Annotated in this window: 19 protein-coding genes; 16 read left to right on the forward strand and 3 right to left on the reverse strand. The window is 59.8% G+C overall.

The genetic code is table 11. The annotated features are described in order from the left end of the window. Nucleotides 1–194 precede the first annotated feature (194 nt). From Q4610_RS16785 to Q4610_RS16820, 8 genes are all read left to right on the forward strand, one after another. Complete coding sequence (locus Q4610_RS16785) at nt 195–1,355, forward strand: acyl-CoA dehydrogenase family protein (RefSeq protein ID WP_304537125.1); 1,161 nt, start codon at nt 195–197, stop codon at nt 1,353–1,355. A 291-nt stretch (nt 1,356–1,646) separates the two neighbouring features. Beyond that, nucleotides 1,647–2,513: an enoyl-CoA hydratase-related protein gene (locus Q4610_RS16790; protein WP_304537126.1), complete on the forward strand. Its 867-nt coding sequence runs from the start codon at nt 1,647–1,649 to the stop codon at nt 2,511–2,513. 8 nt (nt 2,514–2,521) lie between these two features. Continuing rightward, the gene (locus tag Q4610_RS16795) at nt 2,522–3,415 is read left to right on the forward strand and encodes an SDR family NAD(P)-dependent oxidoreductase (protein WP_304537127.1); all 894 of its coding nucleotides are present in this window, start codon (nt 2,522–2,524) and stop codon (nt 3,413–3,415) included. 27 nt (nt 3,416–3,442) lie between these two features. Beyond that, nucleotides 3,443–4,462, forward strand: a complete 1,020-nt coding sequence (locus Q4610_RS16800; protein WP_304537128.1) for a zinc-dependent alcohol dehydrogenase family protein — start codon at nt 3,443–3,445, stop codon at nt 4,460–4,462. Nucleotides 4,463–4,586: 124 nt separating this feature from the next. Then, nucleotides 4,587–5,777: a cytochrome P450 gene (locus Q4610_RS16805; protein ID WP_304537129.1), complete on the forward strand. Its 1,191-nt coding sequence runs from the start codon at nt 4,587–4,589 to the stop codon at nt 5,775–5,777. A 28-nt stretch (nt 5,778–5,805) separates the two neighbouring features. Further along, complete coding sequence (locus Q4610_RS16810; RefSeq protein WP_304537130.1) at nt 5,806–6,249, forward strand: acyl-CoA thioesterase; 444 nt, start codon at nt 5,806–5,808, stop codon at nt 6,247–6,249. Then, nucleotides 6,246–7,025 (forward strand): SDR family NAD(P)-dependent oxidoreductase, encoded by a 780-nt coding sequence (locus tag Q4610_RS16815; protein WP_304537131.1) that lies wholly within the window; start codon nt 6,246–6,248, stop codon nt 7,023–7,025. Before Q4610_RS16810 ends, Q4610_RS16815 begins: the two co-directional genes overlap by 4 nt. Before the next feature lie 65 nt (nt 7,026–7,090). Continuing rightward, on the forward strand, nt 7,091–8,431 hold the full coding sequence (locus Q4610_RS16820; RefSeq protein WP_304537132.1) for an aromatic ring-hydroxylating oxygenase subunit alpha: 1,341 nt from the start codon (nt 7,091–7,093) through the stop codon (nt 8,429–8,431). A gap of 106 nt (nt 8,432–8,537) precedes the next feature. Here Q4610_RS16820 and Q4610_RS16825 read toward each other — a convergent pair whose 3' ends face one another. Continuing rightward, entirely contained in the window at nt 8,538–9,740 is a 1,203-nt protein-coding gene (locus tag Q4610_RS16825) for an acyl-CoA dehydrogenase family protein (protein WP_304537133.1), read from the reverse strand. Further along, on the reverse strand, nt 9,740–10,837 hold the full coding sequence (locus Q4610_RS16830) for an acyl-CoA dehydrogenase family protein (RefSeq protein ID WP_304537134.1): 1,098 nt from the start codon (nt 10,835–10,837) through the stop codon (nt 9,740–9,742). Before Q4610_RS16830 ends, Q4610_RS16825 begins: the two co-directional genes overlap by 1 nt. A 192-nt stretch (nt 10,838–11,029) precedes the next feature. On the opposite strand from Q4610_RS16830, the gene Q4610_RS16835 reads away from it, so the two are divergent. The 8 genes from Q4610_RS16835 (at nt 11,030) to Q4610_RS16870 (ending at nt 20,129) form a co-directional block, all read left to right on the forward strand. Then, complete coding sequence (locus Q4610_RS16835; RefSeq protein WP_304537135.1) at nt 11,030–11,998, forward strand: alpha/beta hydrolase; 969 nt, start codon at nt 11,030–11,032, stop codon at nt 11,996–11,998. Nucleotides 11,999–12,023: 25 nt separating this feature from the next. Next, nucleotides 12,024–12,932 (forward strand): SDR family NAD(P)-dependent oxidoreductase, encoded by a 909-nt coding sequence (locus Q4610_RS16840; protein ID WP_304537136.1) that lies wholly within the window; start codon nt 12,024–12,026, stop codon nt 12,930–12,932. Beyond that, a complete protein-coding gene (locus Q4610_RS16845) occupies nt 12,932–13,576 on the forward strand; it encodes a glutathione S-transferase family protein (protein WP_304537137.1) in 645 nt (214 codons plus the stop codon). Before Q4610_RS16840 ends, Q4610_RS16845 begins: the two co-directional genes overlap by 1 nt. An 84-nt stretch (nt 13,577–13,660) precedes the next feature. After that, nucleotides 13,661–15,265: a GMC family oxidoreductase gene (locus Q4610_RS16850; RefSeq protein ID WP_304537138.1), complete on the forward strand. Its 1,605-nt coding sequence runs from the start codon at nt 13,661–13,663 to the stop codon at nt 15,263–15,265. A gap of 333 nt (nt 15,266–15,598) precedes the next feature. After that, nucleotides 15,599–16,621, forward strand: a complete 1,023-nt coding sequence (locus Q4610_RS16855; protein ID WP_304537139.1) for a cytochrome P450 — start codon at nt 15,599–15,601, stop codon at nt 16,619–16,621. Nucleotides 16,622–16,660: 39 nt separating this feature from the next. Continuing rightward, nucleotides 16,661–17,884: a cytochrome P450 gene (locus Q4610_RS16860; protein ID WP_304537140.1), complete on the forward strand. Its 1,224-nt coding sequence runs from the start codon at nt 16,661–16,663 to the stop codon at nt 17,882–17,884. Between the two features lie 168 nt (nt 17,885–18,052). After that, a complete protein-coding gene (locus tag Q4610_RS16865) occupies nt 18,053–19,792 on the forward strand; it encodes an FAD-binding protein (protein ID WP_304537141.1) in 1,740 nt (579 codons plus the stop codon). Between the two features lie 28 nt (nt 19,793–19,820). Further along, a complete protein-coding gene (locus tag Q4610_RS16870; protein ID WP_304537142.1) occupies nt 19,821–20,129 on the forward strand; it encodes a DUF4286 family protein in 309 nt (102 codons plus the stop codon). Nucleotides 20,130–20,192: 63 nt separating this feature from the next. Here Q4610_RS16870 and Q4610_RS16875 read toward each other — a convergent pair whose 3' ends face one another. After that, the gene (locus Q4610_RS16875; RefSeq protein WP_304537143.1) at nt 20,193–20,570 is read right to left on the reverse strand and encodes a VOC family protein; all 378 of its coding nucleotides are present in this window, start codon (nt 20,568–20,570) and stop codon (nt 20,193–20,195) included. Nucleotides 20,571–20,849 lie beyond the last annotated feature (279 nt).

The raw sequence follows: 20,849 nt of genomic DNA on the forward strand, positions 1-20,849 counted from the left end.
GCATGCCATCGACCAGCCACCGCATACATGATTTCAGACATTTTCGCTCTGCGATGCCGTCGCGCAGGGGTGTCACCGCTTGCGGCACGAATGTGCCCCCCTCACTATGCATGCACTTCGAAAGAGTTGGGCAACCATGGCTGCAACACGCCTCGCTATCCCGACCGACCATGTCAACAGGAGCTGGCAACCACATGACTGCTGAAGAGGCAAGGACGCTTTGGGAGCGGACGAAAGCACTCAAGCCGGTCGTGGATTCGTGCCGGGCGGAAACGGATATGGAAAGACGCTTGCCCGATCCGATCGCGGCAGCCTTCATGGACCTCGACCTTTACCGCCTGATCCTGCCGAAGGATCTGGGCGGCCAGGGGGTGGACCCGCTGACTGCTTTCGATATGACGGAAGAAGTGGCCTATTATGATGGCTCTGTCGGGTGGAATTTTGCCATCGGCGCCAATAGCGGCATGATCGCAGGCCAGCTTCCGCCAGAAACAGTCGCGTCTGTATTCGGTACACGACAGGCGGCCGTGGCCGGGTCCGGTCCGCCGCAGGGACGGGCCGTTGCCGTTGCGGGCGGTTATCGCGTGACTGGCCGCTTCGCCTGGGCCAGCGGCATTCATCAGGCGCAATGGGTCATGGGTGGCTGTTTCGTGCATGACGGGGATGAGCGCAGGGTTGGCCCCCATGGCGGCCCGGTGGTGATCCATGTGCTGGCGCCCCGCGCCGACGCGACAGTGATCGATAGTTGGCATACCGGCGGTATGCGCGGCACGGGCAGCACCGAGTTCGACCTGGAGGATGTGTTCGTGCCCGACAGTCATGCATTCATGATGTTCGGTGCTGCTCCCAAACATTCCGACCCGGTCTATCGCCTACCCACCAGCTTTTTCGGTTTTGGCTTGACCGCTGTGCCCCTGGGCATCGCGCGGGCGGCAAAGGATGGTCTTGCGCAGTTGGCCGTGACAAAGGTTCCGGCGCCACCGCGCCCCGGCCTGCGCGATCAACAGCATGTGCAATATGTCGTCGCCAAAGCCGATGCGATGGTGGAGGCCGCGCGCCTGGCAGTGCGCAATGCTTTCTCGTCCATGTGGGCGGAGGTTCGTAAAGACGGGGCGACGATGGAAAGTCGGGCCAGGCTGCGTCGTGCTTCGGTCCATGCGGTGGAGACAGCGATCGAGGCTGTTGGCATGTGCTATCGCGCGGCAGGCGGTGCGGCTGTGTTCGAAAGTCATCCGTTCGAGCGCGCCCTGCGTGATGTCAACGCGACCGGCGGGCATGTCGTTTACCAGCGCGCGATGATGGAGGATGCGGGGCGCGTCGCTCTTGGCCTGCCCCCGCTGCTTCCCATGTTCTGACGCGCGCGGCATTCGCCTGCGTGGGTGCCAGTGACTTGCCGGGCGCATTGCATTTGCCGCGATTGTTGATGCCTCTCATGGAAAATGCGCTTCGGTGGGCTGGCTGTATACAGGTGCGCTCATGATCCCGGACGTGCTCCGGCGATGGAGGTATTCTTTGCGCTGCCAGTCATGCGGTTGATGCATGATGATCACATGCTCGCTGATATCGCTGCGATCTGATTTCGGTCTTGCTTCCCGTCCCTGTGCTGCGCTCCAGTCCTTGGCAGAGACGTGGCAAGGAGAGGTGGCGTGACTGAAGTGATCACGGAGATGGCGGGCGCGACGCTGTTGGTCACGCTTAATCGGCCGGACAGGCTCAATGCCCTGACATTCGATATGCATCGGCTGATCGCCGAGGCAATCGATCGTGCCAATCGGGACGATGCGATCCGTGCAGTGCTATTCACCGGCGCGGGCAGGGGGTTTTGCGCGGGAACCGATCTTGGTTCCGGTTTCAGCCGGATTTCGGGCGACACAGGCGAGGCCGACAGCACGAACGGGCCACCGCCGCGTGACAAGGGCGGCGAACTGGTGCTGCGCCTGTTCGATTGCCGAAAGCCTTTGATCGCGGCCGTCAACGGGGCGGCTGCGGGCATGGGGGCCGCCCTCACGCTGGCGATGGATCACCGTATCGGGACCGCCAACGCCAAATATATCTTTCCCTATGTTCGCCGCGGCATCGTCCCGGAATCCTGCTCAAGCTGGTTTCTGCCAAGGCTCGTTGGCGTTGCACGCGCGCTCGACTGGTTGCAGACGGGGCGAAGCGTGGATGCTGCCGAAGCTGCCGAGGCCGGATTGCTGCGCGAGATCGTCGGGGCAGATGCACTGATTGCAACGGGGCTGGCGCTGGCGGATCGCATTGCTGAGGGTACATCTCCGCTGGCGGTTGCGTTGGCACGGCAGATGGTGTGGCAGGGGATGGTGGCGCAGCATCCGATGGACGCGCATCGCCATGAAAGCCAGGGGCTGGTCATCATGGCACGCAGTGGCGACCCGCGCGAAGGCGCGCACGCCTTCATGGAAAAGCGGGCACCTGCCTTTGGAGGGAAGGTCAGTGCAGCGCGATCAGGCCCGTTCCCTGGCTGGGAAGAGCCGCCTTATGCTCCTTCGCTATGACTATGGACATGCAAGCCAAGGAACCGGGTATGCTGGAAGGCAAGGCGGTGGTGATCACCGGGTCAGGTCGAGGGCTGGGGGCGGCCTATGCGCGCCTGGCTGCCCGCGAAGGGGCAAGCGTCGTCGTCAATGGGGTCGATGGGCAGGTCGCCCAGTCGGTGGTCGATGAAATCATAGCGGATGGCGGCAAGGCGATCGCCTGTCCCGGTGATATCGCCGACTGGGATTTTGCCTGCGCCCTGATCGATCGATGCGTCGATATATTTGGCGCGGTTGATGCGGTTTGCAACAATGCAGCGACATTCTCCATGGCGACGCCCTTTGATGAGGCGCCGGAGACATTCCGCCGCACGATCGAGGTGAACCTGCTGGGCACCGCCTATGTCGGCATGGCGGCAGCGCGGGCGATGAAGGCACAGGGCAGGGGCGGGGCCATACTCAACACCGTATCGGGCGCCCAGTCCGGCTTGCTGGACATGGCGGCCTATGGCGCGTCCAAGGGCGGGATTGCGTCGCTGACCTATAATTGGGCGATGGACATGGCGCCGCACGGCATCCGGGTGAATGCCATTTCACCGCGGGCCGCCACGCGCAGCGCCCAGATCGTCCATCCTGACACGAATCAGGGCATGTCGCCGGAAGGGGTTGCGCCGCTGGCCGTCTATCTGCTTTCCGAACGCTCGTGCCGGTTCAACGGCCAGATATTCATGGCCGTTGATGGCGAAGTCGCGCTGATGAGCCACCCGGCCATCGTCACGCCCAGCGTGTGGATGACCGGCCTTGATGTCGAAGCGGTGGGCGAAGCCGTCGAGGCGGGTTTGGCCGATCATCAGATGCCGCTCGGTCGTTCGCGCCAGCGGATCGAAATTCTCGGCGAACTCGGCTCCACCATGAACGGCTGAATCATCGTCCACATCAGGAGACATCATATGAAGCTTTATCGCGTGCCCGCCTTCACCGGGCCAGACGCCCTTACCCAATGTGTCGAACCCGATCCGGCGCCGGCTGTCGCAGGGCAGGTGATCGTAAGACTGCGTGCCACGTCGATCAATTTCCGCGATTTGATGGGGTTGCAGGGGATGTTGCAGTTCGGCACCGGCATGACGCCCAATCATATCCCGATGTGCGACGGCGCAGGAGAGGTCGTCAGCGTGGGCGAGAATGTCACCCGCGTGAAGCCGGGTGATCGGGTTGCCCTGACCTTTCATCCTGGCTGGATATCCGGTCGCATCCCGGATGATTTCAACATGCTGGGTCGAGGCCGCCACCTCAATGACGGCCTTCTGGCGCAATATACCAAGGTTGACCAGAGTGAGGTGGTGGTCGTGCCCGACCATCTTTCGTTTGAGGAAGCCGCTACCCTTCCCTGTGCCGGTGTTACCGCCTGGGCGGCGCTTCAGGGGCAAACGCACTTGCGGGCGGGCGAGGATGTCATGGTCATGGGCACGGGCGGCGTCGCCATCTTCGCGCTGCAACTGGCCAAGGCCGCTGGCGCCCGCGTGATCGCCACGACGACCACAGCCGCCAAACAGCAACGATTGCGCGACCTTGGGGCCGATGTCGTGGTGGATAGTTCGGCTTCCGGCTGGCACAAGGCGGTTCTGGCGGCAACCGGCGGTCGCGGGGTCGATGTGGCTCTGGATGTCGGTGGACCGACAGGTTGGGCCGAGACGATCAAGTCGACCCGCGAATGCGGCCGTGTCAGCCTGGTTGGCGCGCTCGACCGAAGCGGGGGAGACATGCCCTCGCTGTTCATGATGCGTGGCCTTAGCCTCAATCCCACGCGCGTGGGGAGTCGCGAACATTTCGAGCAGATGAACCGTGCGATCATGCAGGCGCGCATAGTCCCTGTCATTGATCGTTCTTTCAGCTTCGACCGGGCGGCGGAGGCTTTCCGTTATTTCGAGTCGGCTTCGCGCATCGGCAAGGTCGTGATCCAAATCGAATGATCATGCTCAATGCCCGGCATGTATCGGAGAGACGATGCTTTCGATCAGGCCATTGCACAGCCGCGATGCACCCCTTTTATCTCCGTTGACACGCCGGGCACTGAGCGACCGGAAGGGAGAGGCAATGCAGACGGTTGATCCGAACAGTCCCGAAGCGCTGGCTGACCGCCCGGCCTTTCACAACCGCTTGCGCGATTTTGGCGTGGCGGCTGCGTCAAATGGTGAATATTATTATGCTGCCGGCTTCGACAATGTGAAGCAGGTGCTGGAGGATAGCGCGCATTTTTCCAAGGAGTGGGGAAGCCAGCTCGCGCCGATGGAACGTGGCATCGCACTGAACCAGGATCCGCCGGATTTCAACGAGTTCAAACGGCTCTACAATGCCTATATGTCTCCCGCCGGGGTCAAGCGCTGGGCCGCCGATTGCACACGTATCGCCAACGAGGTGATCGACGGTTTCGAAGCGCTCGGTTCGGGTGATTTGCAGCATCTGTTCGGCAAGCCGGTCCCCGCCAAGGTGGCGGCGCGGGCCATCGGCTTTCCCGAAGAGCCGGTGGAGATGTATCGGCGCTGGACCGATTCCTTCCTCGACGCGATGATCCGCGATCCCGAAGCGCAGCAGCGCATCATCGCGGAAATGTATGCCTTTTTCGATGAACAGTTCGAATTGAAGCGCCAGAGGCTGCGCGATGCGGGCGTGACCCAGCCGGGGCCGGAGCATGTCGGCACCGTGCTGGACGACAGCCTGACTTCCGTGCTGATGACATCGCCCTATCGCGGACGCTACCTTACCAACGATGAACTGCGTCGCACTATCCGGGGGTTTTTCGTCGGCGGGGTAGATACGACCGGCGCACTGATGCTGAACACACTCGCCAGCCTGCTGGAGCAGCCGGACCTGTGGGAAGAGGTCAAGGAGAATCCTGATCTGGTCGATGCGGCGATCGAGGAATCGCTGCGGCTCCAGCCGCCCGCCATGGGCATGTTTCGTGGCGCGCCATGCCCGGTGCAGATGTCCGGTGAAACTATCCCGGAAGGGGCGCGGGTGCTATTTTCGGTGCTTAGCGCGAACCGTGATCCCAAATATTTCAAAGATCCCGACAGTTTCCGGCTCGATCGCAAGGGGGAGCGGCACATCGCCTTTGGCATCGGCGCGCATTTCTGCCCCGGTGCATGGACGGCGCGTATGGAGGCGGGCATTGCCTTGCGCATCTTCATCAGGCGCCTGCCGAAGCTGCGCCTGACAGCCCCGGTTCAATATTATGATGCTATCAACTTCTGGATCGTCCGCCATTTCCCGGCTGCCTGGGACTGAAGCGAATGATCATTGATCTGGAGCTTGCATGAGCGACCGCAAGACTGAAACGCGCGACGATTATCGCTACAGCCTGTCTATCCCGGTGCGATGGATGGATTGCGATGCTTACGGCCATGTGAACAACGTCATCTATTATGCGATGATGGATCAGGTTGTGACGGTTTATATCTTGGAAACCGGAGTGATCGCGATGGGCACGTCGCCTTCTATTGGGCTGTGCGTATCGAGTGCCTGCGATTTCCATCAGTCGATCGCGTTTCCAGAGATTGTGGATGCCCGGCTGCGGATCGGAAGGCTGGGGAACAAGAGTGTTCGTTACGAAATCGGCCTGTTCCGCCCCGGCGAGGAACATCCTGCCGGAACCGGGCACTTTGTTCATGTCTATGTCGACCGGCAGACCCGCAGGCCGGTATCGCTTACATCGGATCAGCGTCAGGCCCTGACGCCATTGCTCATGGAAGAGGTATGACGCACATGGCAGATGTCGCATCGATTTTTGGCCTGCATGGCAAGGTGGCACTGGTTACTGGTGCAGCGACTGGTATCGGCCGGGAAATTGCCAGGCTGTTTCATGATGCTGGCGCGACAGTGATCGGCGCGGATCTGAATGAAGCGGCCCTCGCCAGCTTGTCGGAAGAACGACCCGGCGTACATCTTGTTGCATTTGATCAGAGTGATCCGGCGTCCATCGCTGCCCTTTTCGAGCAGGTTGACGCCATCGGGCCGATCGACGTGCTGGTAAACTGTGCGGCGATCTATCCATTCCGCAAATTTGAGGAGGTGGACACGGCCTTGCTCGACAAGATGTTGGCGATCAACCTGCGTGGCCCGTTCCAATGCATCCAGCATGCCGTCAGGCGCATGAAGGTGGATGGCCGGGGTGGTTCGATCGTCAACATCTCGTCGGTCAATTCCATGCGCGCCTGCATCTATGACAATGTTCATTATGGTGTGGGCAAGGCGGGTGTGAACAACCTGACGCTATCGATCGCGCTGGAATATGGCGAACATAATATCCGGGTGAACAGCGTCCTGCCCGGTGGGGTTGCGACCGACCATGCTGCGGCAGAAGCGGACGGCTATCCGCTACGCGGGCCTTTCACGCAGCCCGGTCGCATTCCGCTCGGCGGCACATCGTGCGAGCCGTGCGATATTGCTCGCGCTTGCCTGTTCCTGGCGAGCGATGCGTCGCGTTATGTAACGGGGCAGTTGCTGGCAGTCGACGGAGGCTTCCTGGTCAGTTGAGGTTGTAGGTGCAGGCTCCACGGCATGGGGCATTTATGCACAGAATGGAGATGGAGATTTCGGTTATGGCGACAGTTTCGGAAAAGCCGCGGGTCCGCGACATCATCCGGGTTTCTCGCGACAATTATTTGTCACGCGAATTCGTGCAGCAGGAAAAAGACAATCTGTGGCCCAAGGTGTGGCAGGTTGCCTGCCGCGAAGAGCAGATCCCCAATCCTGGAGATTATATCGTATTTGATGTCGCGGATGACAGCATCATCGTCGTGCGTGACCGTAATGGTGACAGTTTCAGCGCCTTTTTCAATGTATGCCCACATCGCGGTCGCCAGATCATGGAAGGTTGCGGCCATGCGGTGAACTTCCGCTGCCAGTACCATAACTGGACCTTTGACCTGGATGGCAAGAATGTCGTGGTTCAGGACAAGGAGGACTGGAACGGCACGCTCGATAATGAGGATATCGATCTGCATCGCGTCAAGACAGGACGCTGGGGCGGGTTTGTCTGGATCAACATGGACCCGGATTCGGAATCTCTCGAAGAATATCTGAACCCGATCCCCGAATATCTTGATCCGTTCGAATATGAGAATATGCGGTTCCGTTGGGCACTGGAACTCCACATCCCCTGCAACTGGAAGGTTGCGATGGAAGCCTTCATGGAAGGCTATCATGTCGCGGCTACCCATACGCAGTTGTTGCCGACCCAGGGGGAGGATTATACGACCAGCTTCTCGCACGGCAAGCATGCGCATTTCGGCTATTGGGGCGCGACCGCCATGCTGGGTACGCCTTCGCCGCGCCTGAAGCGCGAAACGCCGGCTGACGTACGGCCTGGCGTGATCGAATTCTTCCGCATGATGGAGGAGGACTTTGCGGCGATCTTCACCGATCGCGACTATGAAGCCGCCAAACGCATCATGACTGAATTGCCGCCAGACGTGGATCCGCTGACCGCGTTCGGCATGGCGGTCGAACTGGGGCGCAGGGCGGCGGAAGAGGAAGGCTGTGGCTATCCGCCGAACCTGACGCCGGAAGCGATGTACAAGGCGGGCACCGACTGGCATATCTTCCCCAACTGCGTCACGTTGCCCTATTTCGATGGCGCTGTGTGGTATCGCGCCCGTCCCGATGGGGATGATCCCAACAAATGCATCTTCAACATATGGTCGCTAAAACGCTATGGTCCCGGCAAGGAGCCCAAGGCGCAAACCGAGGTCCATACTGATATCACGGGCAAGAGCTTTGGCCTGATCGTGGATCAGGACCTGGCCAATATGTTCATGGTCCAGAAGGGCATGAAGAACCGTGTATTCTCCTATGCGCGTCCTAACCCGGTGCAGGAGGAGGAAATCACCAACTTCCACCGCACGCTCGAACAATATGTGCTGGGTCAAAGCCGTTCCTGAACCCAATTGCCGATGATATGAAAAAGGGACCGATCCGGCATTCGGATCGGCCCCTTTTTATCCGGTAACGCGGAAATCTCCGCGTGAAAGCAGTGCTTTTGCAGTTTTATCCCTTGGGCAGTCCCAGGAAACGCTCGGATACGAGATTGCGCATAACCTCGTTCGATCCCCCTGCGATCGTCCAGCCATAACTCCACAGAAAATCGCTGAATGCGTCACCGCTATTGTGCCCGGCACATCGTTGCGGCTCAGTAAACCGTTGCCCTTCAAGGCCTTGGGCGCGGGTTGTGAACTGGACATAATCCTGAAGCAGCGGCCCCCAATAGAGTTTGACATAGGTGGCGGTCACGTTGCCGCCATGCGGGTCCTCACGCAGTTCGGCGAGCAGTTGCGCCACCAGCGCCTGAATGGCGCGAATGCGAGGATAGAAGGTGACAAATTGATGCCGGGCGACCGGGTCGCGCAGCCAGGTGTCACGGCCATCGTCGGCGTCCTTGCGATAGGCTTGGGCCAGGCGTTCCACACATTCGAAGATCAGCAGCCCGCGTTCGGTGGTCAGCGTGGTCTGGGCAATCTGCCAGCCCTGTCCTTCTTCTCCGATCAGGTTTTCGGCCGGAATCTCGACATCATCGAAGAAGATTTCATTGAATTCCGATTCAGCGGTCGGCTGTGCGATCGGGCGCACCGTGACGCCGGGACTGCGCAGGTCGCAGATGAAGTATGAGATTCCTTCCTGCTTGCGCTTGGCCGTCGGGTCGGTACGCGCAAGCAAAAGACAGAATTCCGCATGTTGCCCGGACGATGACCAGATTTTCTGCCCGTTCACCACATATGTGTCGCCGCGCCGCTCCGCGCGGGTCTTGAGGCTGGCGAGGTCGGACCCGGCACCGGGTTCCGAAAACCCCTGACACCATACCACGCCACCGTTACGGACCCCTTCGAGATAGCGGTCCCGCTGCTCAGGCGTGCCGTAAGCGAACATGGTCGCAGGCATGTGATACAGCGATACCGTATAAAGCAGCGCCATCGGTGCGCCGGCGCGGGCCAGTTCGGAATAGAATATGATCTGGGCATCCAGCGACAGATCCGCGCCACCCCAGGCCGACGGCCAGTGCGCGGTGGCGAGGCCCGCATCGGCCAGAGCCTTGTACCATTCCCGTTGCACGTCCAGATAGGCAGGCTCGCCACCCTTGCGGATACGGTCGCGCCAGTTCGCCGGGATGGCGCCGGGCAACCAGTGCCGCAGTGCGTCGCGGAAAGCGTCCAGGTCATCTGCGACCGAAACAGGTGTGTTGATCAGGCTGGTCATCAGACGGCTCCGCACAAGGCAGGCGCGGCAGCCCTATTCAGGTGGAAGGTGCGGCTGCCGAACAATTGTTCGTTGAGGAATGCCCGTTTGACGAAAACATGGCAGGGATATTCGGCCGTGAAGCCGATACCGCCGTGCAACTGGATCGCATCACGACCCAGATCGATATAATCGGCTGCGGCCTGGGCCTTGGCCGCCGATGCCTCCGTCGCGTGATGCGCCAAACCGGCCGTCACGGCCGCAACCGCGCTGCGCGTGAGCCAGCGGGCCCCTTCCAGTCGGGTTCGATGGTCGGCGACCCGATGTTTCAACGCCTGGAAAGAACCGATCGGCCGACCGAATTGCTGGCGCGTTTTGAGATATTCTATGGTGAGGTCGAGGAGAGCGTCCTGCCCGCCGACACTGTCGGCGGCAAGGGCGATGGCGGCATGATCGACCAGTGCCTCTTCGGCTTCAGATGTCGTGAGCCAGGCCCGGTCAGCGGAAAGTTTCAACCCATCGAGCGTGATGTTCGACAGGCTACGGCCCCGATCCCAAAGGGTTTCGCGGTGTATTGTCAGGTCATCTGCGGCAACGTCCAGCATGATCCGGTAAGCGCGACCTTCGGCATCCGCAGCAGTCAAAAGCAGCAACTGGGCATCCGCTCCGTCCAGCAGATCACGCACAGTGCCGGTCAGCACGATGTCACCGCCCGTCCGCGACAGGGAAAGGCCAGGCGACGTGATGCCGATGGGGGCATCCATCGCCACGATCGCGCCTTCGGCGATGCGGGGCAGCCAGCTATCGCGTTGCGCCGGACTGGCCGATGCAACGATGCTCTGCACGGCGAGCAGGCAGGAAAGCAGAGGCAGCGGGGCCGCCGCACGCCCGGCTTCTTCATACAACAAAGCCAGCGCATCCGTGCCGAGTCCAAGACCACCATTTTCTTCCGGAATGCTGATCATGGTCCAGCCAAGCGCGATGGCCTTGCTCCACAGATCCCGGTCGATCCCGTTGCCGTGCTGTGCATGGCGGACCACCCGTTCACGGGGGCACTCCGTGGTCAGCATGTCGCGGATGCTGTCCTGTAGAGCGCCAAGATCCATTGCATCGTCCAATTGCGCCTCCCAAAACCTTGTCGTTGACAGCGATGTGGCCGGGAACCGGAACGCGACAAGCGGCCCGGCGCAGCTATCGCAAGGACGATGAATGGGGCTTCGCTACGCTTGCCTCTGGCGCGGACGGAGCACAGGCGAGACATTAGGCGGACGGCAATCGGTCGGCGGAACAAGGATTGAGAGGAAAGTCGAATGGGCGAGGCGCGCGACCGTACGCTGGCGCGGCTGGATCCGGAACTTGTTTCGCTACTGGATATGCTGCCAGAGCTGGTGTTCACCAAAGAGACGCTTCCGCAACTCCGCATCGATATCCTCACTATTCTGGCGTCACGTGAAGATAGTCAGGCGCAGCCGCGACACGCATTGGCACCGGGGCGGGATGGTGCGCCCGACGTGCCGTTACTGATCTACAATGGCGAAGGTGCGCAAGACCGGCCCGCTATCCTGTACATCCATGGCGGCGGCATGGTCATTGGCTCGGCGCACATGGCATCCGCCCGGCTTGCCGGATGGGCTGAGCGGCTTGGCGCAGTGGGCGTGTCGGTGGAATATCGTCTGGCACCGGAGACTCCGTTTCCCGGTCCACAGGAAGATTGCTACGCCGCGCTCCAGTGGATGGTTGTGCACGCCGATGCGATCGGAATTAATCCTGCAAGGATTGTGGTGATTGGCGAAAGCGCGGGTGGCTGCCTGGCAGCGTCGCTCGCGCTGATGGTGCGTGACCGTGGCGATCTGCCCCTTGCGGGGCAAGCGCTGATCTATCCGATGCTGGACCATCGGACCGGAACTGACGCCGGATTGTGGCGCAATGCGTTTGCAGGCCATCTGGGGTGGAAGGTGGAGGACAATCGTTTTGGCTGGGACTGTCTGCGCGGCGACTATATGGTCGACGATTCGCGCAAGGGCTGGTTTTCACCCGCGTTGGCAGAAGATCTTTCGGGGCTGCCGCCCTGTTTCATCAGTGCGGCGGCGCTGGACCTGCTGGTGGACGAGGACATGGATTATGCCCGGCGTCTGAACGCGGCGGGCGTAGCGGTGGAGGCTCATCTCTACCCCGGTGCAATCCATGGGTTCGACATGTTCCCAACAGCGCAGGTAAGTCGTCAGGCAAACGCCGATATTGAGGCATGGTTGGCTGCGCACATCCATTCCACCATCTGACAACTTTGAATATTGTGAGAAGATCATGACAGACACACAAGGATATCTGGATCAGCGCGCCGGACTGGCAGGCCGAACCGCCGTGGTCATCGGCGGGGGTGGCGGCATTGGTGCCGGCATCACGCTTGCCCTGGCCGGCGCTGGCGTCGATGTCGCGCTGTGCGATATCGATCAGGAGCAGATGGCTGTGACTGTCGCGACTGCCAGGGACATGGGGCGGAAGGTCTATTCGGACCGGATCGATGCGACGGACCCGGACGCGCTTGATCGCTTTTATGACGATGTAGCGCGCGCGTTCGACCATCTGGATATTGTCGTCAATGTCGTGGGCGGCACGTATCGCACCAATTTCATGGACCTCGATCGCACTGGGATCGCGCGTGATATCCAGCGCAATTATGGCTATGTGGTTCAGTCGGTGCAACGTGCCGTTCCCTTGATCCGATTGGGTGGACGCGGCGGGAGCATCATAAACTTCACCACGATCGAGGCGCATCGCGGCGCGGCAACATTTGCGGTCTATGCCGGGGCCAAGGCAGCGACGACAAACTTCACCCGGTCCATGGCTGTAGAACTGGGCAAGGAAGGCATCCGCCTGAACTGCATCGCGCCGGACACGACGCCCAGCAAGGGCAATGAGAGCGCGATGCCGCCTGAGATAGCGGCGGGTTATGCCAATGTTCTACCCGAATCGATCGGTAAGGCGATGGCGATGTATATACCGGCAGGTGGTCCACCCCCGGTCGAAGCACTGGCCAATGCGGTGCTGTTCCTCGCCTCAGACCTTGCGACCTTCGTGTCAGGCATGACGATGCATGTGGATGGTGGCACGATGGCGGCGGCAGGATTCCTCGACTGGCCGCATGGCGACGGTTTCGTGCCTGTCGCGTTGAGCGGAACTGTGCCCTACATGTTTCCGGTGGAGCAGAAGTGATGAAACTTTATGCCCTCACCCTGTCCCCTTATGCGGCGCGAGTCCGGCTCGCGCTACGGATCAAGGGACTGGCCTATGAACAGGAAGCACCGCTGGGCGGTGGCACCCGTTCCCCGGAATATCTGGCCATAAACCCGATCGGCAAGCTGCCGGTTCTGGTAACGGACAATGGTCTGGCGATTGCCGAGTCAGAGACAATCATCGATTATCTTGAGGATAATTTCCCGGAACCGTCCTTGATTGTCACGGGCGCAGCGGCACGGGCGCAGATGCGCAATGCCATTCGCACACTCGAACTTTATGTCGTGCCTGCCCTGACGCGCCTGTTTGGACAAAGGGAGCCGCAGATACGTAATGCCGACATCGTGGGCGCTGAACTGGGCCATCTGCGCAACGGCTTGTCGCTGGTCCAGAATTTCGTCGATGATGCCGGTTTCGTTGCGGGCGGCGCGATCAGCAAGGCGGATTGCATACTTCTGCCCACATTGCTGCTTTGCGGGGTTGCTGGTCATATGTTCGGCATACCCGGTATTTTGGACGAATTTCCTGGCCTGGCCAGCTATGTTGTCCAGGCCCGCCAACATCCCGACATGGGCGCGATCTGGGACGAGACGGAATCGGCGCTTCTGGCGATGGTGGGCTGATCATCCGGCATTATAGAGGCGCAGCGTGATGCCGGCGTTATGGAAAAATCCCGTACGGGACGCAGGGAGAGGCTGATAATCGGCATGACTGAATGGGACTATATCATTGTTGGCGCGGGTTCGGCCGGCTGTGTGCTGGCCGAACGCCTGTCCGCAAATCCGTCCAGCAAAGTCTTGCTGCTGGAGGCGGGGCCGGTCGACAAAAGCCCGTTCATCCACATGCCACGCGGTGTCGCCAAGCTTTATGGCGATCCTGAGCATGTCTGGTATTTCCAGACGGAGGCGCATGATGACATTCCTTCTGAAACCTGGTTGCGGGGCAAGATGCTGGGGGGATCATCCTCGATCAACGGCATGATGTATTTCCGTGGTCAGGCAGAGGATTATGACGGCTGGGAAGCGCTTGGCGCCAAGGGATGGGGCTGGGACAAGATGGGCGCTGCATTCCGCGCCATGGAAAATCACGAGCTTGGCGGGGATGAGGTGCGCGGCGGAGAAGGGCCATTGCACATCTCGCTGGAACATGAGCGTACCCCCTTGACCGAAGCCTTCATCAAGGCCGGCGAACAGATGGGCCTGCCAAGGGTGGAGGACCTGAACCGTCCGCCGCAGGGGGGGGTCGGATATGCCACCCGTACGATCCATAAGGGGCGTCGGCAGAGCACGGCGCAGACCTTCCTCAAGCGCGCGCAGGGGCGTCCCAACCTGACCGTGCGCACCGGCGTTACCATTGATCGCATATTGTTCGAAGGCAAGCGTGCATCGGGCGTGATCACGGTCGGTGCGCAGGGCCGTCAGGCTGAAACTTTTCTGGCCGCTGGCGAGGTGATCATTTCGGCCGGTGCCCTGATGTCGCCGCAGATCCTCCAGCGCTCCGGTATTGGCGATGCCGGACATTTATCAGGACTGGGAATTGATGTGGTTGCGGACAGTCCCGGTGTGGGTCAGCACATGCTTGAGCATCGCCTGTTCGGTATGCACTATGGATTGACCGTGCCCTACAGCCATAATTCGCAGTTGCGGGGATTGCGGGTCATCGGCAACGCCTTGCGCTGGTTTCTGACGCGGACCGGACCGATGGCCGTGGCCTATGGGACCGTCGGTGCCTTCGCGAAAGTCCTGGCCGAGTCCCACAGTGCGGACATTGAGGTTCTCTTCTCGCCCGTCGTGGCCCTGCCCGACGAGAAAGGGCAACTGGCAGTGGACACGGTTCATAGCGTCACCCTGTTCGGCTATCCTCTCCGGTCTCGCAGCGAAGGTTCTGTCTGCATCACTTCGGCTGATCCGGCCGCGCCGGGCAGGATCGTGGCCGGTTATCTTTCCGATCCTTATGACTGCGCGGTAACGGTCGCCATGCACAGGTTTATCCGCAAGTGGATGGAGCAGCCGGCCATCGCGCCAATGGTTCTGGAAGAGCGCGAGCCGAGCCGTTCGTTGCAGACCGATGAGCAGATATTGCACGCCTATCGCACCGCCGGCCAAGCGGGCTATCATGCTTGCGGCACCTGTCGGATGGGCGATTTCGACGATGCCGTCCTTGACGAAAAATTGCGGGTGCGCGGCGTGACCGGCCTTCGCGTCGTGGATGGATCGATCATGCCAATGATGGTTTCGGCGAATACCAATGGCCCGATCATGGCATCGGCCTGGCGTGCGGCTGAACTTATCCTTGAGGGGAAGAACCGCTAGGCGTTGTACCAAATCAATGGCGCGGGAGCCCGCACCCGCTGTCGGAAACCGGCAGCAGCGACTGGTTCCGGCAGATATATTCACATGAAGAATACGGCATAATGAAGGGCACAAGTCATGGCGACTGCATTCACAATTCAGGAATTTGACGATCCCACCTACGATCCCTTCCTGTCCGATGAGGTCAATTTCGGTGACGATCTGGACCCTTATCCGCGCATCCATGCCTTGCGCGCCCGTGGTGCGGTCCTGCCCGGCTCCTATCGCGAGAATATGGGTTATCCCTGCTTTTACGGCTCTGTGCCAACATTCACGATATTGGGCAGCACGGAAGTGGAGGAAGTGCTGACCAATACCGCATGTTTTTCCAATTCCGGCTACCGGCCGACCCTGGGCGCCACGTTCGGCATGGGCAGCATCAGCACGCTCGACAACCCGGAGCATGGGCGGTGGCGCAGGATTTTTCAGAAGATTTTCCTGCCGCAGTTTGTCAAGACATGGGGCGATACCATCGTGGATCCGGTAGTGAATGGCCTGATGGCCAAATTCCTGCCGCGCGGCGAAGCTGATCTGGTTGAAGAGTTCACGCAGCGTTATCCGTTTGAGGTGATCTATCATCAGCTCAACCTGCCGGAATCGGATGTTCATACCTTCCAGCGCCTGGCGATCGGCCAGACAGACTATGTGCATATGGCGCAGGCGCAGGAAGCCGGGGTCAAGCTTGGCGAGTATTTCCGCGCGCTGATCGATGCGCGGCGTGCGGAGCCGGGCGACGATCTGGTCAGCCTGCTGGCCAATACCGAGGTGGACGGCGAGTATCTGCCTGAGCTGGTCCTTATATCATTCCTGCGCCAGTTGATGAATGCGGCGGGCGACACGACCTATCGGGGCACCAGTGTCCTGTTGACGGCGCTGCTGCAAAATCCCGCTCAATATGACGCGATCCGCAAGGACCGCACCCTTATCCCGCAGGCTATCGAGGAAGCACTGCGATGGGATGGGCCGGTGGTGTCGCAGCTTCGCACGGCCATTGCCGACACCCGGATCGGCGGCGTAGATGTGCCCGCAGGCGCATTTCTGGACGTGGTGGCCGGTGGTGCCAATCGTGACCCTGCGCTATTTTCTGATCCTGACAGCTTCAACATTTTCCGTGATCGGCGCGCGCATTACTCCTTCTCGCGCGGGCCGCATATCTGCGTTGGCCAGCATCTGGCGCGGGTGGAAATGACGCGCGCGCTGCATGCCGTGATGGACAATCTGCACGATCTGCGTCTCGATCCTGACAAGCCCGCGCCGGAAATCAGGGGTATCATGATGCGCGTGCCAGCACATATTCATGTAAAATTTGATCGATGAACACATCGTCAGAGGGTAAGAAATTGGGAGAAGATAGGAATGTCGGACTTACGTGAAGCCCCCATGGCCGAACGGCCTGATCATGTTCCGAGCGATCTTGTCGTTGATTTTGACTTCTACAATCTTCCTGGATCCGATGAAGATGTGCAGTCGGCCTATGCCGCCATTCAGACAACGCACCCCGACATCTTCTGGACGCCACGTAATGGCGGACATTGGGTAGCCACGCGCGCTGAGGATATTCTGGTGATGCAGAAAGATCATCAGCGTTTCTCCTACCGCCATGTTACCTTGCCGCCGATGCCGGAGGAAACGCCGGTCCAGATTCCCCTTGAACTGGACCCGCCAGAACATGCCCATTATCGTCGTCCGCTCGTGCAGGCGCTCCAGCCGGGCGCGGTCGCCAAGCTGGAACAGGGCGTTCATGATGTTTGCGTAGAAACCATCGAGGCGCTGGTGCCGCGCGGCGAATGCGAATTTGTCGAGGATTTTGCAAAGGTCCTGCCGATCACCGTGTTCCTGCGGATGGTCAACCTGCCGCTGGAGGACAAGGACTATCTGTTGCCGATCGCCGAAGCATCGGTGCGTGGCCGGGATGCGCAGACACGATTCAGGTCGATGCAGGACATGGGCGCCTATCTGTACAAATGGGTGGAAGAGCGGCGTCATAATCCTGGCGATGACCTGTTGTCGCAAGTGGTCAACACGCAGGTTCGTGGTGAGCGCATATCGGTCGCGGAAGCCACTTCCTATGCCGGTCTCATCTTGTTCGGGGGGCTTGATACGGTGGCGGGGATGCTGTCCTTCTTCGCCAAATTCCTGGCGACTCATGACGAGCATCGACGCCAGGTTGTCGCCCGCCTGGATGATGAGGTTTTTCTGAAATCCGCGATCGAGGAATTGATTCGCCGACATGGCATGGCCAATACCGCCCGCGTGGTGACACATGACTTCGAATATAAGGGTCTGTCGTTCAAGAAGGGTGAGCGACTTTTGCCGCCGAACCTGCTGGTGGGTATGGATGATCGGGTGAATGATGATCCGGCCACGGTGGATTTTGCGCGAAAGGGAGGAACACATGCGGCTTTCGGCAACGGTGCCCATGCCTGTCCTGGCGCGATCCTGGCCCGACGCGAGCTGCGCATTTTCCTGCGGGAATGGCTGAGCCGAATTCCTGATTTCCACATCAAGCCGAGGACCAAGCCTGTCCTGGCGACCGGAATGGTGAATGGTGTGACGAAGCTGGAACTGGCGTGGAACTGATCTGAAAATGATGATGCGGGGTGAAACGCAGCCACCCCGCATCCTTGCATCGCATAAGTGATGATCCTTATCTTACGGTGGCGGAGGGCTTTGCGCTCGTATCAACGGGGCCTAGCTTCATGACATTCATAGAGCTGGAAATTCCAGCATCAAGGAAAGTGAGAGGTTATGGCTGTCGTCAATCCGCCATTGGATAAAGAATATGATCTGGTCATCGTCGGGTCCGGCGGTGGGTCGGTGACGGCTGCGCTTGTCGCCAAACAGCAGGGCAAGACCGCCGTTATCCTTGAAAAGGAAAATCTATTCGGTGGGTCGACCAGCTTTTCAGGCGGGGTCTGGTGGATTCCGAACAGCAGCCTTTTGCGGGAGGCCGGAATTCCGGACAGTTTTGAGAAGGCGCGTGAATATTTCGATCATTGTGTTACTTACAAGGGGCCGGCCGTCACACCGAAGCGGCGCGATGCTTTTCTGAAGGCGGCGCCCAGAATGCTCGACTATCTTCGGGGACATGGCCTTAAGGTACGTCGTCCAAACGATGACTGGCCCGATTATTATGACAATTTGCCGGGCGGCCAGCCGTTGGGCCGGTCTATCATGCCGGAGCCATTCAACGTCCATGAACTGGGCGAATGGGAAGGACTGCTGGCCATGTACGGCCCAATGGCAGGAATGCCGATGCCGACGGAGGAATTCCCGACCCTCTTCCTGATGAAGCGGACATGGGCAGGCAAGATGAAGGCGCTTCGTTTCGCCCGTCTTGTGATGCGTGACAAGCTAACCGGGCGAAAGACTGTGACCAATGGCGCGGCAATCCAGGGACGGTTGCTGCAAATTGCCTTGAAAGAGGGTGTCAACATCCAGCGGAACAGCCCCGCCAAACGACTGATTGTTGAAGGCGACCGAGTGATGGGTGTTGTCATCGAACGCGACGGTAAAGAGGTGGAAGTCCGGGCACGGCAGGGCGTGCTGATCAATGTCGGCGGTTATTCCCGTAACAAGGCATTCCGCCAGAAAGTGACGGACGGCCCCATCACCAATGAATGGACGAGCGCCAATCCGGGCGACACAGGCGAAATGATCCAGGCGATGATGGACATCGGAGCGGCAACGGACTGCCTCGATACCGCATGGTGGGTGGTCACGTCGCGCAACACCAATGGCGAATGGCCGGAAGGTGCGATCTGGAAGGATGGCAGTGTCCTGCCCTTCATGCATCATCTCGACCTCAGCCTGCCGCACTCAATCCTGGTGGATCAGAACGGTCGACGTGTGGCGGATGAATCCGGGGCCTATATGGAAATTGGCGAACGCATCTACCAGCGTAATCGCGACAGCGGGGGCAAGGCCGTTCCGTGCTGGGTCATATTCGACAAGCGGCATCGTGAACGCTACCCATGGGGCACGTTCCCGCCGGGCAAGACACCGCAGTCCTGGCTCGACAGCGGATATATGAAGAAGGCGGACACACTGGAGGAAATCGCGGCGCTCTGCGGCATTGACGCTGCCGGACTGAAGGCTGAGACCGCGCGCTTCAACCATTTCTGTGACACAGGCGTGGATGAGGATTTCGGGCGTGGTTGCCGACGGTTCGACAATGTCCATGGCGATCCGACCGTGAAGCCCAACCCCAATCTGGGCAAGGTTGAGCAGGGACCATTTTATGCCGTTGCCATCTATCCGGGTGATGTTGGCACGGCCGGCGGGGTCGTGACGGACGAATATGCGCGGGTGCTGAAGGATGATGGCACGGTGATTCCGGGCCTTTATGCTACCGGCAATTCGACTGCTTCGGTGTTTGGCCGTTGCTATCCCGCTGCGGGCGCGAGCATCGGTGCTTCCTTTACCTTCGGTTATGTCGCCGCGCACCATGCGACCGGCTCGAATGAACTGGAACGCATATTGGCCTGAGAGAAGATGTTGCCAAGGGAGAATAGAGATGGCCCGATATAAGATGGTAGCTTTCAGCAATGCGGTTGAAGGACGCGATGAAGATTTCAACCAGTGGTATGACCAGCAGCACATCAAAGATGTGCTCGCCATTCCCGGCGTCGTGTCCGCTGAACGCTTCACCTGCGTGGGGGAAGGGGCACAGAAATATATGGCGATCTACGAAGTCGAAACCGATGATCTGTCCGCAGTGATGGCGGAACTTGGGAAACGGCCAGGTACGGACGTGATGCCGATCAGCGATGCTGTTGATTTCAGTTCTGGGAGCGTCGGCTTTTGGCAGCCATACGCCAAGTGACAATGAAGGCGCGGGGGATGTAATCGCCCCGCGCCTGATCATTCCGCTGAACGGCGGAGATGTTTATCCGGTAAAGTTCATTTCCAGCAGAACATTATTGGGATCGGTTACGAGCAATTGGCGAAATTTGGCGGATTCGAAGCTGTTCACCATGAAATTGACACCCATCTCTTCACATCGTGCACGCATGGTATCGAAATCGTCGCATTTTAGCGCAACATGATGGATCGATCCGGCGACGTTTCCCACATTGGCATTTTCGACCCGTTGCAGGTGAATGATGGGGTGGCCGGTTGCATCGACCAGCCAATGTGCTTCAATCCCTGCGGGCAGAGGAGGCGGCACGCCTTCTACAAGGCCCAACAGCGTCTTGTAGAAGCGTTTCGTTCCGTCAATATCCACCGTCAGGATGTTGACATGATCCAGTCCGTGCACAGCCATGCCTGATCTCGCTTGCCATACAGATTGACACTGTTCCCGCTTTTGGGAAGGCTGGGATAATATCCCCGTCGTTATGAGAGGAAGGGGTGCTCACAAGGCAAGCACCCCTTTCCCATGTTACAGATCTGCCAACGTAATGCGTTTGCCGGTCTGGCTTGTCAACGGCGGAGCAAAAGTCGGCCATTCGGCGGCGTAAAACCAGGCCATCGTGTTACATGCCGGGGGGAGTGGCGTGAGGGCGTAGCCCGAGGGCCACTCCCCCCGGCATTGGTGTAATTT

It is taken from the genome of Sphingobium cyanobacteriorum (assembly GCF_030580935.1).
In the GTDB taxonomy this organism is placed as follows: domain Bacteria; phylum Pseudomonadota; class Alphaproteobacteria; order Sphingomonadales; family Sphingomonadaceae; genus Sphingobium; species Sphingobium cyanobacteriorum.